Raw genomic sequence first — 13,705 nt, 5'->3', positions numbered from 1 at the left:
CTCCTTATGCTTTATTGCGCCCGTAGATATCTTCAAAGCGCACAATATCGTCTTCACCCAGATAACTGCCAGTCTGCACCTCTATCAATTCCAGCGGGATAACACCCGGGTTGCTGAGCCGGTGCTTGGTGCCCAGCGGAATATAGGTCGACTGGTCTTCTGAAAGAATCATAGTCTCTTCGCCGCGAACAACTTCGGCGGTGCCCTTCACCACAATCCAGTGTTCTGCACGGTGGTGATGCATCTGCAAAGATAAGCGCTCGCCAGGCTTTACGATGATCCGTTTTACCTGAAACAGATCGCCAACCACAAGGGATTCGTAACTGCCCCAAGGGCGGTATACCCGATGCTGGTGCACAGCTTCGTCGCGGCCGGCCTTCTTCAATTTGGACACGATAGCCTTAACGTCCTGCACCCGGCTTTTGTCGGCCACCATGACCGCATCCGGGGTTTCCACCACCACCAAGTTGTCTACCCCCACCGCAGCAACCAGCCTATTCTGGCTGCGCAGGTAACTGTTATTAACGTCTTCAACGAGCACATCGCCGTGCAGGTAATTATTCTGCGCATCACGCGGCGACACTTCCCACAGTGCCGACCAGGAACCAACATCGCTCCACCCACAGTCGAGCGAAATCATCACGGCGCGATCAGTGTGCTCCATAACAGCATAGTCTATGGAGTCAGCCGGGCAAGTCGCAAAGGCCTCGGCATCAACGCGCAGGAAATCAATATCGGCTGCGGTCGCCGCCATGGCCTTTTCACAAGCGGCGTACATCGCCGGTTGATGACGCTTGAGTTCGGCCAGATAGGCGCCCGCCGTGAACATGAACATACCACTGTTCCAGAGGAACTCACCGCACTCCAGATAGGCTTCAGCAGTGGCCAGATCTGGCTTTTCGACAAATTGCGCCAGCGCGAACGCCTCCGGCCCCAACTCATCGCCGCGCTTGAGATAGCCATAACCGGTTTCCGGTGCCACCGGCACAATACCAAAAGTCACCAACTGACCATCACGGGCATAAGACAGGCCGTTAGCCACCGCCTTTTGAAAAGCATCGACGTTCTGAATCACATGATCCGCTGGCAGCACCAACAACACCGCATTTTCATCGGTGCGGGCCGCCTGAAGAGCGGCCAGCGCTACGGCAGGTGCAGTATTTTTGCCTTCAGGCTCCAGCAAAATCGCCCCAGCCTCACGCTGCTGCGCGCGAAACTGTTCAGCCACCAGAAACCGGTGTTCTTCATTACAGACCACCAACGGCGCCCCCGAATCGGCCATACCGTCGAGCCGGGCGGCGGTTTCCTGGAGCATGGTGAGCTGACTGGTAAGATCCTGAAACTGTTTGGGGTAACTTTCCCGGGAGAGAGGCCACAGACGGCTACCAACGCCGCCCGACAACAATACGGGTATGAGCATTTACATGTCCTGATTATTAGATGATGCGGCGCTCTCGTTGATCCGATGACAAAGGTGCGCGCAGCCGTCTATTGTCCCGACCTATCCCCCAATAGTCAAAGCCTGCCCGCGCCAGATAGGCCGGATCATACTGGTTGCGACCATCCACTATCAGGCTGCCCTTCATGGCCAACTTTAGCGCCCGAAAGTCCGGCTGACGGAATCGCTTCCATTCTGTGACCAATACCAGGGCATCGGCACCCACTGGCGCTTCATATTGATCCGCCACAAGGCACAAAGCACTTGCCTGCGGATGCCCCTGAAAATACCTAGCAATATTGTTACCAGCTACCGGGTCAAAGGCGCTTACCTGAGCGCCAGCCTCTAGCAGCGCATCAATCAACACCAGTGACGGCGCTTCACGGATGTCATCGGTACCAGGCTTGAAGGCCAATCCCCACAATGCGATCCGGCGCCCTGCCAAATCCCCATTAAAAGCTTCACATAGCCGCTCATACAAACGGCGCTGCTGCTGAGAATTGCGCTCATCCACTGCCTTGAGAATCTGCATATCCAACTGCCGAGTGCTGCCGGTGGCGATCAATGCCCGCACATCTTTGGGAAAACAGGAGCCACCATAACCCGCCCCCGGATACAAAAAGGCGCTGCCAATGCGCTGATCCGCCCCCATGCCCAAGCGCACCTGCTCAACGTCAACCTCACAGCGCTCACACAAACCGGCAATTTCATTCATAAAGGAAATACGCGTTGCCAGCATGGCATTGGCCGCATACTTCGTCATTTCGGCCTCACGCCGCCCCATGTGCATAATCCGATCACTGCGACGCAGGTAGGGCGCGTAGAGCATGTCCATCATTTCCTGGGCCCGCACACTTTCCGCGCCAATGATGATCCGGTCCGGCGTCATGAAATCGCGCACCGCCGTGCCTTCCTTGAGGAACTCCGGGTTACTCACCACATCAACGGTGAACCGCTCACCTCGCGATTGCAGTTGAGTGGCCACAATCGCTTCGATCTGGTCGCCGGTACCCACCGGCACGGTAGATTTGGTGATTATTACCGCGTAGTCGCTCAGACTGCGACCCAGCGATTCCGCCACAGCGAACACCGCGGAGAGGTCACACTGTCCGTTTGCGGCCATCGGCGTGCCTACCGCGAGAATGATGTAGTCCGCCCCATAGATACTCTCGGCAAGACAGGTGCTGAAATGCAACAGACCGGCCTGCCGCGCTGACGCCATCACTGCATCCAGTCCCGGCTCGTAAATGGGCACCTGACCTGCCTGCAATTGCGCCACTTTGTCGGCATCCAGGTCTACACAGACCACCTTGTTACCCATCTCTGTCAGACAGGCACCCGTCACCAATCCCACATAGCCACTACCAATCACCGCAATCTTCATGCGTTGTCTCCAGACAGTCTGATTGCGAACTGTTTACACCCTGGCAATGACCACCATATGACACTGATTTGACAGTAATTTGACCGCCCCAGTGTTGACAGCGAACACGCTGACCACCCCGTTACCCTGTGCTACCATGCGCCAAACTTTCAGGACGTTACTCCCACCAATGTCATTAATTCACCAGAATTCTTTCAGCAAAGAAGAACTTATTGCCTGCGGTCGCGGCGATCTGTTCGGCCCCGGTAATCCCAAACTTCCCACCGACAATATGTTGATGGTTGATCGCATTTCCCACATCAGTCATGAAGGTGGCGAATACGGCAAAGGCCAGATCGTTGCCGAACTCGATATCCATCCCGACCTATGGTTTTTCGACTGTCATTTTGTGGGTGACCCTGTCATGCCGGGTTGCCTAGGCCTCGATGCCATGTGGCAATTGGTCGGATTCTTTCTTGGCTGGAAGGGCAACAAGGGCAAAGGGCGCGCACTGGGCTCTGGCGAGATCAAATTCACCGGGCAAATTTTGCCCGATGCGAAGCTGGTGCGTTACCAGCTGGATTTAAAACGCGTTATTGAACGCAAACTGGTTATGGGCATTGCCGACGGACAGGTGTCGGTCGACGGCGAAGTCATCTACACCGCCAAGGATCTGCGCGTGGGCCTGTTCCAGACCGACGGCAAAGATTTCGGCTAGCGAATACAGAGGACAACATGAGACGTGTAGTGATTACAGGGATGGGCGTGGTTTCTCCCCTGGGCAACAATCTGGGTGAGGCACTGACCTCCCTGCAGCAAGGCAAATCAGGTATCAGCACCAACGAAACCTACAAGGAAATGGGTTTTCGCAGCCATGTATCCGGCAGCATTTCCATTGACACCGGCGAGTTTATCGACCGCAAACAGAAACGCTTTATGGGCGATGCAGCAGCATTCACCTACATCGCCATGCAGGAAGCCATTCGCGACGCCGGCCTGGAAGACAGTGATGTATCGAACGATCGCACCGGCATTATCGCGGGCTCGGGCGGCGCTTCCTCTGCCAACCTGATCGAGTCTGCAGATATTCTGCGCGAAAAAGGCGTGAAGCGACTCGGCCCCTACCGCGTTACCCAGACCATGGGCAGCACCGTTTCTGCCTGCCTGGCCACACCCTTCAAGATCCGCGGTGTTAACTACTCGATTTCATCGGCCTGCGCCACCAGCGCCCACTGCATCGGCAACGGCATGGAGTTGATTCAGCTCGGCAAACAGGATGTGATCTTTGCCGGCGGCGGCGAAGAAGAGCACTGGAGTCTCAGCTGCCTGTTTGACGCGATGGGCGCGCTCTCTACCAAATACAATGACACACCGGAGCAGGCCTCACGCCCCTACGATGCCAACCGCGATGGTTTTGTTATTGCCGGTGGCGCAGGCATGGTGGTGCTCGAGGAACTGGAGCACGCCAAGGCACGCGGCGCAAAAATTTACGGCGAACTGGTGGGCTACGGCGCCACGTCAGACGGCTACGACATGGTTGCACCGTCAGGCGAAGGCGCGGTGCGCTGCATGAAGCAGGCCCTGCAAACCGTGGACACGCCGATCGATTACGTGAACAGTCACGGCACGTCGACACCGGCCGGTGACATTCAGGAACTCAAGGCCATGCGCGAGGCATTCACCGGCGTGAATATGCCACTAGTTGGCTCTACCAAATCTCTCGCCGGCCACACCCTCGGCGCCACCGGCGTGCACGAAGCGATCTACTCACTGCTGATGATGGAGCACAATTTCGTGGCAGCCTCGGCTAACATCGAAACGCTCGACCCGGAAGCCGAAGGCATGCCCATTGTGCGCGAACGCAAAGATGGCATTACATTGAACACCATCATGTCTAACAGCTTCGGCTTTGGCGGCACCAACGCCACCCTGGTGTTCAAACGTTACGCTGACTAATTCGGCAGCATCGAACGGGGCCTGGCGCTTTAACGTAGGCCCTTTTTTTTGCGTTTTTACTTTGAGTGGATAGCGCGGCCAAATACAGCGTTAGGCAAGCAACTCATTGAGCAGCAGCACGTCAACACTCTCGCCTTTCTGAATAACTCTGCCCGCAGGTATTACTACCAAGGCGTTCGCCCACGCCGCTGAGGCCAGCACACCTGAGCTTTGGTTGTTGTATAGCACTGCTTTCAGCCTGCCTTCCGAGACCTCAACGCGGGCGCGAAGATACTCCTGCCGGCCACCCGCTTTCGGCCAATCAAAATCCGCTATCACGGGCCAGTGTTCGGGAAGCACTTTCGTCGCACCCTGCATCGCCAGCAGGTAGGGTTTGACCAGCACCAGAAAAGTGACAAACCCCGAAGACGGGTTGCCAGGCAATCCGAAAAACGCCGCCTTGCCGATGCGGCCATAAGCCAGAGGCTTGCCGGGTTTGATCGCCAGCTTCCAGAGCTTGAGTTGGCCCAGCTTTTCCACCTGCGCCTTTACGTGATCCTCTTCACCGGCAGAGACCCCTCCCGTGGAGATGATCAGATCGCTGTGCTCTGCCGCCTGCCGCAAAGCCCGAGCAGTGGCTTCTGCGGTATCTTCCACGATGCCACAGTCACGCACTTCACAACCCAGGCCTCGCAGCATGGCCGTAAGCAGCGCCCGGTTAGAATTATAAATCTGACCTGTCGCTAGCGGCTCTCCCGGCTCAACCAACTCATCGCCCGTTGACAATAACGCCACGCGCGGACGCGTCGACACCAACGCCTCGGCCAGACCTAGCGCCGCCAATAGTCCGACGTCGGCCGCACGCAGCCGCTCGCCACCGACATACTTTTCTTCACCAGCACAGATGTCTTGCCCCGCAGGCCGAATATGCTGACCGGCGCGAGGCACCTGTAACACTCGTATGGCGCCGTCCAGCACCTCACAATCTTCTTGCATCACCACACAATCGGCACCTGGCGGGATCGGCGCGCCAGTAAAAATACGCGCAGCGGTGGCGGTCTGCAGCGGTCCACCCACCTCACCCGCCGCAATACGCTGGCTTACCGGAATTTGCGGCAACGCAGCATCCGCAACGCGCAGGGCATAGCCATCCATCGCCGAATTGTCTAACGGCGGCACATTAACCTGTGCCGTTACCACCTGCCGGAGCACCCGCCCAGCCAGTTGCTCAAGCGGGCAGGTTTCAGCCGGCAGCGCGGTCACGTCGGCCAGCAACTGCGCCAACGCCTCGTCGACGGGCATCAAGGCCATCAGCGGTTATCCGCCTTGCGGGTTTTTAGTACGCCGACATAATTGCAGGGCTTGTGGGTGCTGGTGAGTTGCTCCCGGATAATACCGTCCCAGGCCGTGCGACAGGCTCCCGTCGATCCGGGCATGCAGAAAATAACCGTATTGTTGGCAAATCCCGCCAGCGCTCTGGACTGGATGGTGGACGACCCGATCTCGGCAAAGGAAAGCTGCCTGAACAGCTCGCCAAACCCTTCTATATGTTTGTCGAACAATACCGACAGCGCTTCCGGTGTGGAATCCCGGCCGGAAAAGCCGGTTCCGCCAGTAACAAGCACCGCGTCGATCGAAGCATCCGCGATCCAGCGCGAGACTACAGCGCGCATCTGATAGATATCGTCTTTTACAATTTGTCGGTCGCCAATCTGGTGACCAGCAGCTTCGGCAGCTTCCTGCAAATAGTCACCGGAAGTATCGTTGCTGCGATCGCGTGTATCAGACACCGTCAATACCGCAATTTGCAGGGCGACTGCATCGCTCATCGCACTCATTTTTGCTTGGCCTCACATAGTACTTTAATGGGTTGCGGCAGATAGCTGCGCCAGGGCAACTGCTTGATGCCAAAATCATGGAGAATTTTTTCACAGCGCAGCACCGGCACCGCCGGTTCAATGCGCTGCCCGGCTTCTGCACTGCGCAGACTGGTTTTACGTTTTTCCAGATCCAACTGCTGAGATGCAAAAGCCAGCATTACCTCAGTGAACTCGTAAGCGCTCGTTTGCCCGGAGCTGTTGTAGTGATAACTCCCCCAGTTCTGCGCGCCACAACTGATCTGATCAACCACCGCAGACACCACTCGCGCCAAATCCGCCACATGGGTAGGGCAGGTCTTCAGCCCCGAGTTCAGTGCAATTTCGCCACCGCGCACCAGATCGGCAAACAGCCCGGTAAAGAAATTATCACCCACCTCACTGAACAATGGCCCCGTTCGCAGCACCAGATATTGCTCGAGTTGACGCTCCAGCAGGTGTTCAACCGCCGCCAACCTCGCGCCCGGAATGCTGCCGGGCTGAACCTTGTCGGCTTCGCGGTGATTAATAGGTGCGTAATCGCCGTCAAATACGCGGCCATCACTGAGAAACAGCACCGGAGCGCCGGCCAGACGGGCTTGATCAAGCAAACCATGACGATCATCGCCTGATAACGCCAGCTCCTGCCCGCGCTGAAACGCGTCTAAAGTCGCTATCTCTACGACAATGCTGCCCGCCAGATCGCCCTGCCCCAGCTCCGGAACAGCTGCAGGCAACACCTGTTGAAAGGCGCGACCACGCATTTCAAACCAGTGACACAAGGCCTGCTGCAGCGCAGACGGTGCGGCAATCAAGAAAACATTCAACGTAAAATCAACTCGTTACCCCTTTCAGATTCAGTATTGTAGGCGGGAGCGCCCCAAACTGCGATACCCGCATTGCTCAGATACCGCACCATTGCGGGCTAGAATCACGCAGTCAACGTGGCCGGACTGTTTTGGGGCGACGTTATGCACTATGATCAAAGGAATGACTTATCTATACGTAATTAGACGGATGTCTCGATGCTGAATGCACGACCAAACAGTGTTCTGGCTGGCACCGACTCTGGATTGACGAGATGAAAATTCGGTTTCGGCTGAGTGGAATATTCTTGCTGCTATGCTTACAAACGCACATAGCAGCAAGTGACCCGGTCTCTGACACACTGGGTCAAACTGGCATCGGTGCTGTCATTGACAGCAATGGTGCCAGTATTGACGTCGATGTCCTCTCGCCACTGGAAAACAGCACCAATGACGGGCCTCTCGATTTTTCAACCATTTTGCAGCTCACAGAAACACTGGGGCTCACCCCCGACAGTCCGCTATTTGAAGCATTGCGTGAAGGCTCTGGCCCAGACGCACCGATAATCCTGCCCGGCATAGAAGTGGGAGGCAGCATTGATCTCACATCGCCCTCGGTCGACCTTAGCGGCGCCATCACTCTGCCGGGGTTAGAAGAAAGAACGGTCGATGCCTCGGCCAACGACACCGCCGACGACCCCAACGTTGCCGACGAACCGGCAGACGAAGCAGCTTGCGAAGGCCTAACCTGCGACGAAGCCTCCGGTGAGCCAGACGTCGAAGTGACGCGATCGACCGACGATGACTCGAGCTGCCCTGAAGGCGACAACGATAGCGATGGCGTTTGCAATGACTCGGATCAGTGCCTCAATACGCCAGAAGGCGCCGCCGTATTTCCAACGGGTTGCCATCTGGATATCGACAACCCCTTAATACTGCGGGGCGTGAATTTCGCTTTCAATTCAACCGAACTCATCGAAGAGTCTCTCCCGTATTTACAGCGAGCGCGTGAGATAATCGCCGAATATCCCCAGACATTGATTGCCGTCGACGGTCACACCGACAGCAAGGGCAGTGAATCTTATAATCGCAAGCTGTCGTTCGACCGCGCCAGTGTCATAGTCGACTATTTCATTGAACATGGCATTGCACCAGAACGCCTCGTCGCCCGTGGGTTTGGCGAAAGCAAACCGGTCGCACCCAACACCCTACCATCCGGCGAAGACGACCTTGACGGTCGCGCCCAAAACCGCCGTGTTGAATTGACCGTGGTCGACCGAGTAGTTTTCGAACGCATCTATGCCGACAATGCGGCCAGAGAGCAGGCTGAGCACGACGCTGCGCTCGCTGCTGCCGCCGCTGAAAAACGCCGACTGGAGAGGCAGCGCGCAGAAAAGGTCAAAGCCGAAGAACGACGCCGCAAGGCAGAGGCGGCACGGGAAGACTACGAAGAAGTGCTCGACTTTCTTGAAGAAACCGGTGCGGCTGAACGCCAGCCCAATAGCGACGCAATAGAAACACTCTCCGTTGACGAAGAGGATTCTACACAGTGAAATCACGGCACCCAGTAAGAGGCTTTCGCGATCGCTGCGGCGATACACTTGCAAACGACCTGCATTGTTCTTACGAAACTGTCGGATCATTGCCTTCCGCCTGAATAGCAGCGAAGCGACCTCAGGCGGCGCACACTCACTCGGGCTACCCATGGATTCTGGAAACCGCGTATGGCCATAGATCTACCACCAGCATTGCCACCTCAACTAACGGCTCAGCAAGAGGTTGCTCGCTATAGCGAAAACTATGCGACCGTTCAGCGCAAAATCGGAAAGTACGAGCTTCGAATAAGCGGTGAGCACGGCCTAACTCAGGAAGAACTCAACGCAATACTCGATAAATCACAATCGCCGTCTCAGGCCATTCTGCTGATTAACTCCAGCAGCCATAAAAAAGGCCTTCTGCTGGTGCGCTTCTTTTATACGTCACCCGTTAACGGCGTTATCAATGTGCACGCCATCCAACATCGGGTCGGCCACATTCAAGGACCCGATTTTCTGCAACGGCATTTCTCATCGCTGACTGGCGACCGCGAACTTATCAGAAAGGAATTTCAAACGCCCGCTATTCTGGCCGGCCTCCGTGCCGATAGAGCCGGGGTAAACTATACCGTCAGCTACGAGCAGAATTCGCAAATAAACGCTCTTGACCTGGTATTCAGCGAGAAACCTATAGAAGACTTCAAGCCGGCCACTTTCAAGGCTCAGCTAGGCAATCAGGGCAGCCGCTTTGCTGGCCGCTATTTTTTTGACGCAGGGCTGAGTTATAACTTCTCCTCCGGCACTGAATTTGGCGCAGGCTACGAAACCGCCCTGACAGACTGGGGCGAGGCGCGCGACGGCAAAGACTATCACCGCATACAACTCCAGCTTAACCACCCATACAGTTTCGGCTTGTATGGTATTGAGGCTAGCCATGCCGAGTATGAAAGGAACATTACCGCCAAGACAATTCAGACCACGTTTTGTGTATTGCCCCTACTTTGCATACCAACATCAAACACTAGTGAATCACCGCTCTCACTAGACGCTAAAATCCAGCAAATCGCGCTAACCGGCAACCAGGTCTTGAGCAGTGATATCGACCATCGCTTTATGCTAAATCAGCGCATCGAATTCACGGACTCCGTGGTGAATACCCAGCATAGCGAGACACTACAGGACGAGCGCTACGCCACAGCAACCCTGGGCGCGAACTACTATAGCGCGAGCCTCCAGAATAACCGGCTATTTACGTGGAAGGTTGGCCTGGCTGTGGAAGGCGGACTGGGCAGCGACCAAGGTACGCTCGGCAGTGACAATGACAGTCAAGGCGTCACAGCAGGCAAGCGAAGCGCCAGGTTCGTAGCGTTAAAGCCTACCGCAGATGTCAGTTATTCACTGACGAAAAACAGTCGGGCGCTGCTTTCAATAAAAGGCCAGATTAGCAATGAGCAACTACCACAGCAGCAGCAATGGGTGCTGGGGGGAATGGAGCGCCTCAGCGCGTATCTACCCGGCGTGTTGGTGGGTGATAGCGGCTACCATTTAGATGCTGCGCTCAGCCATCGGAGTACATGGGGGGGGCTCACACTCGATAGCGAGTTTTTTGTAGAGTACGGTTCAGCGCAATTTGAAAATGCCGCAGGCACCAGCCCTAACGGTGGCACAGACTACAGCATAGACAGCAGCCTCGCGGACGCAGGTCTTCGCTTTACGCTGAGCTACCGCGAATGGCTAACCCTCAATGCAGTAGCCGCAAGACCGCTGGATGATAGCAATATCAGTAAGCAGCAACTGGAAGAAGCAGAAGCTGACTTTTTTGTAACAATGAAAATTACCCTTTAGGAAACAAGACAGGTGAAATCACAAAGCGACAATTTCAGCCAAAGCAGCGCGGTCCAATAGAGTAACTCGACGGTTCAGCACTTTAAGTAAACCTTTTTTACTTAAAGTGGTTAGCGAACGACTTAATGACTCTGGCGATATTCCAAGAAAGTTGCTGATATCAGTGCGGCCCATCGGTAAAACAATTTCCAGATCTACCAACTTTCGACGGTCATTCTGGGCAGCAACATATAACAAAAATGCACCGACCCGCTGCAAAACCGTACCGGCCCTGATCAGCGAAAACAATAGCAAACTTTCGTTGAATTGAGCGCTCATTGTCTCAGTAAAATCAATTCTTACCGAAGGGAATCGGCGAAAACGCTCCAGCAGTTTCTGGTAGTTAAGCTGGCAAACAACCGACCGCTCCAACGCTATGTAGCTAGTCAAATGCGCTCCCTTGCCAATTGACTCCAGGCCGACAAGATTGGTCGCGAAATAAAATCCCATGATATTTGCTGAATTTGCACCAGCGATCGCCTTAAAGGAACCCGATTTAACGACGTATAGCGCAGTAAATATATCCCCCTCCACAATCAGACGCTCGCCTGCATCGATCACGCGGTCAGCCTCTATTGCACCTTCAAACGTAGATAAAGCTTTGCTGCCTGCAAGCGATTTTGAAAGGCAGCTTTGCAGATGTGCGCAGTTCGAACAGCCACCGATATCGCGGCCAATTGCAACATCCGCTGGGCGCGCAATGATCTTCGGTGGCGCCTCACTCTTCATCGGCGAAATCACGTCCGCCCCCTTCAAAATACTGCGCCAAGGCCGTCGTCCAACAACGTCATTGACTAGAACCTACCTATTTGCAGAGTAATCCCTAACAATGCCCCCTCCAGAACTAAAATATTCTTATTGAGCAACGCGGCCTCCCTCCCAGCCGCTAAACACGATTAACCCCTCTACAAGCGACCTATACTGGCCGGCATGAAAAACCCTCTAATTCGCTTATAAAAAAGCACTTCGCATCAAGAGTTCTCTTTCCTAGAAACGGACCCTGAGCCGAGCATAAAAATCGACTTCCGCCTCTTTTACCGTTTGCTGCGGAATATTACTGTCACCTATGCCACCGGTAGCAACCAGCTCTAGACTACCGGCACGACCAAACGATATCGCAACGCGCAGACCCGCATCCGTGAGCGAACGGGTATCTCCGGCCTCGCCTGCGGCATTTTCAAAGCGAGCACTACCATGTTCAATGAAAAGCGCTGGGGTAACGTCGAACCCAGCGTCTCCATCGGCGCGCCCACCAAAGGACAAACTGGCGTGATAACCTGAGTCACCAATCAGAACACCCGGCAAGTAGGCGCTCATACGATCCATCCCTCCAAGCACAAACTGATCCTGTTGTGGCACCTGGCGACCATTGGCGAACAACCCGTCGGCCTTCAGGTCTATAACAAACCATGACGCGAGCCCAACGCTAAACCGAATAGAAGGAGCAACCTGAAGAAAATCGGGCGATCTCTTGCCGGGACTAACTGCAGCCTGCTGCTCAACGTCGGCAAAACTTCCTGACTCATCACCAAATCCACCGATAAACCCAAGCGCAATATGTCCCTCGCCAAGCCCATGACGTCCGCGACCGCCATAAAGGTACTTCAGTTCTATTGCCGCCTTGCTGTATTGCTCATCCACGATCAACACATTTCTAACAACATCTTCAACCTTGTCAGAGACCATCGTAAGCTTTTCGCTCAACACCCAACGGCGTCCCGGCCCACTCGACAATACATGCTCACCCGTCAAACTACCGATGGTTGTGTCCGCGTCCAGCCCGGCAACTTCAGCTTCCGTTGTGCCTGCCTGGCACAACGGTGAATCCGTCAGCAGACCACAAAGTTCCGGCGGCAACTGAGAACTAAATACCTCCTGTACAAGACTGCTTTCATACTGCGTTCCGATAATTTCAAGGCCATAGAGCCCAGAACTAAAGGGGCGATTTAGTCCGACCACCAGCCCTTGATAACTCGTATCAACCTCTTCAAAAGCCTTATCTGACAGAGCTTGCATATAATTCAGGTTAAATTCGGCGCCCCATTTTGACCAATAGCGCCAACCTAAGCCCGCAAACTCCCGACCCGCGAAGCGATTCCCCTGGTTGCCGAGATCCAAAGTCCACTGATGAGCATCTCGAGCCATCTCACCCCGCTCAAAGTTTATAGTCGTTGCCGAGAAGTCCGGCGTTGAAGTGTAAGTAATACTGTAGTTCACGCCACGACGTTTCGCACTGAGATCAGCCATAATCCAGGCCTGGTCGAACTCTGAGATCGTTAAGTCTTTGTCTCCAATCAGCTTTTCAAAGTAGGTCCGAACAAGTTTGTGTCCACTAATACCCCCTACACTCGTCTGAATAGCGTGCACAAACACCACGTCCCGCTTCTGGTAATAAAGAACCTGCACCAGTAAATTGCCATTGAGCCGATAGACCTTACTCAGGTTGACAATAAACTGACTCGGTGAGCTTGCGGCTGCCGCCAATTTGCCGACCTGCTGAGGGCTTAAATACGGCAGGCGGGTCACCTCAACCTTTTGCCCACCGATCTCTCCATTAAAAAAGGAAGGCGAGCCTGCTTTGAATACTTGTGCCGCGATGGCCTGAGGCATCAGCGCAGGGGGCAGTTCAGGTGGCATCTCAATCGCCATAAATCCTCCTCGAAATACAATTTTTTACTCGTGAGCACTCTCTTTTAACAAGTGCGCTGAACTGCGCCAGAAAACGCCCCGGCTCGCCCCAATTGCGACCCGGGGCAAACGCCTTTGCTTACTGCACACCACCATTGACGGAAGACGCTGCTTCGGAGCTGGATTGCGATGCTGCCGAGAGGTTCTGACCAGAAGACTCAACAGCCGTTACCGACTCGTGAGCACCGCTAAAATCAGCC

Annotated in this window: 11 protein-coding genes; 4 read left to right on the top strand and 7 right to left on the bottom strand. The window is 54.9% G+C overall.

The window, feature by feature from the left end; translation table 11 throughout:
• Positions 1-4 precede the first annotated feature (4 nt).
• Positions 5-1,420 (bottom strand): mannose-1-phosphate guanylyltransferase/mannose-6-phosphate isomerase, encoded by a 1,416-nt coding sequence (locus ABYP39_RS01540; RefSeq protein ID WP_372780855.1) that lies wholly within the window; start codon positions 1,418-1,420, stop codon positions 5-7.
• A gap of 16 nt (positions 1,421-1,436) precedes the next feature.
• Positions 1,437-2,822, bottom strand: coding sequence for a UDP-glucose/GDP-mannose dehydrogenase family protein (locus ABYP39_RS01535; RefSeq protein ID WP_372780854.1), 1,386 nt, complete (start codon positions 2,820-2,822; stop codon positions 1,437-1,439).
• Between the two features lie 169 nt (positions 2,823-2,991).
• Here ABYP39_RS01535 and fabA point away from each other — a divergent pair, with 169 nt between their 5' ends.
• Both fabA and fabB read left to right on the top strand, forming a co-directional pair.
• Complete coding sequence (gene fabA, locus ABYP39_RS01530) at positions 2,992-3,519, top strand: bifunctional 3-hydroxydecanoyl-ACP dehydratase/trans-2-decenoyl-ACP isomerase (RefSeq protein ID WP_372749281.1); 528 nt, start codon at positions 2,992-2,994, stop codon at positions 3,517-3,519.
• A 17-nt stretch (positions 3,520-3,536) separates the two neighbouring features.
• On the top strand, positions 3,537-4,757 hold the full coding sequence (gene fabB, locus ABYP39_RS01525; protein ID WP_372749280.1) for a beta-ketoacyl-ACP synthase I: 1,221 nt from the start codon (positions 3,537-3,539) through the stop codon (positions 4,755-4,757).
• A 90-nt stretch (positions 4,758-4,847) separates the two neighbouring features.
• Here fabB and glp read toward each other — a convergent pair whose 3' ends face one another.
• Genes glp through ABYP39_RS01510 form a run of 3 tightly spaced genes read right to left on the bottom strand, consistent with a single transcriptional unit; the run spans position 4,848 to position 7,419 of the window.
• A complete protein-coding gene (glp, locus tag ABYP39_RS01520; RefSeq protein WP_372749279.1) occupies positions 4,848-6,047 on the bottom strand; it encodes a gephyrin-like molybdotransferase Glp in 1,200 nt (399 codons plus the stop codon).
• Complete coding sequence (gene moaB, locus ABYP39_RS01515) at positions 6,047-6,574, bottom strand: molybdenum cofactor biosynthesis protein B (protein WP_372749278.1); 528 nt, start codon at positions 6,572-6,574, stop codon at positions 6,047-6,049. The genes glp and moaB overlap by 1 nt, the downstream gene beginning before the upstream one ends.
• A complete protein-coding gene (locus tag ABYP39_RS01510) occupies positions 6,571-7,419 on the bottom strand; it encodes a sugar nucleotide-binding protein (protein ID WP_372758644.1) in 849 nt (282 codons plus the stop codon). Before ABYP39_RS01510 ends, moaB begins: the two co-directional genes overlap by 4 nt.
• A 254-nt stretch (positions 7,420-7,673) precedes the next feature.
• Here ABYP39_RS01510 and ABYP39_RS01505 point away from each other — a divergent pair, with 254 nt between their 5' ends.
• Entirely contained in the window at positions 7,674-8,951 is a 1,278-nt protein-coding gene (locus ABYP39_RS01505; RefSeq protein WP_372780853.1) for an OmpA family protein, read from the top strand.
• Between the two features lie 171 nt (positions 8,952-9,122).
• The gene (locus ABYP39_RS01500) at positions 9,123-10,778 is read left to right on the top strand and encodes a ShlB/FhaC/HecB family hemolysin secretion/activation protein (RefSeq protein ID WP_372780852.1); all 1,656 of its coding nucleotides are present in this window, start codon (positions 9,123-9,125) and stop codon (positions 10,776-10,778) included.
• An 18-nt stretch (positions 10,779-10,796) separates the two neighbouring features.
• On the opposite strand, the gene ABYP39_RS01495 is transcribed toward ABYP39_RS01500, so the two are convergent.
• Entirely contained in the window at positions 10,797-11,558 is a 762-nt protein-coding gene (locus ABYP39_RS01495; RefSeq protein WP_372780851.1) for a Crp/Fnr family transcriptional regulator, read from the bottom strand.
• A gap of 246 nt (positions 11,559-11,804) precedes the next feature.
• Entirely contained in the window at positions 11,805-13,466 is a 1,662-nt protein-coding gene (locus tag ABYP39_RS01490) for a hypothetical protein (RefSeq protein WP_372780850.1), read from the bottom strand.
• Positions 13,467-13,705 lie beyond the last annotated feature (239 nt).

The sequence above is a fragment of the Litorivivens sp. genome (assembly GCF_041625495.1).
In the GTDB taxonomy this organism is placed as follows: domain Bacteria; phylum Pseudomonadota; class Gammaproteobacteria; order Pseudomonadales; family Spongiibacteraceae; genus Litorivivens.
The sequence above is the reverse complement of the archived record's forward strand: the minus strand, read 5'-3'. Positions and strand labels throughout refer to the sequence as shown.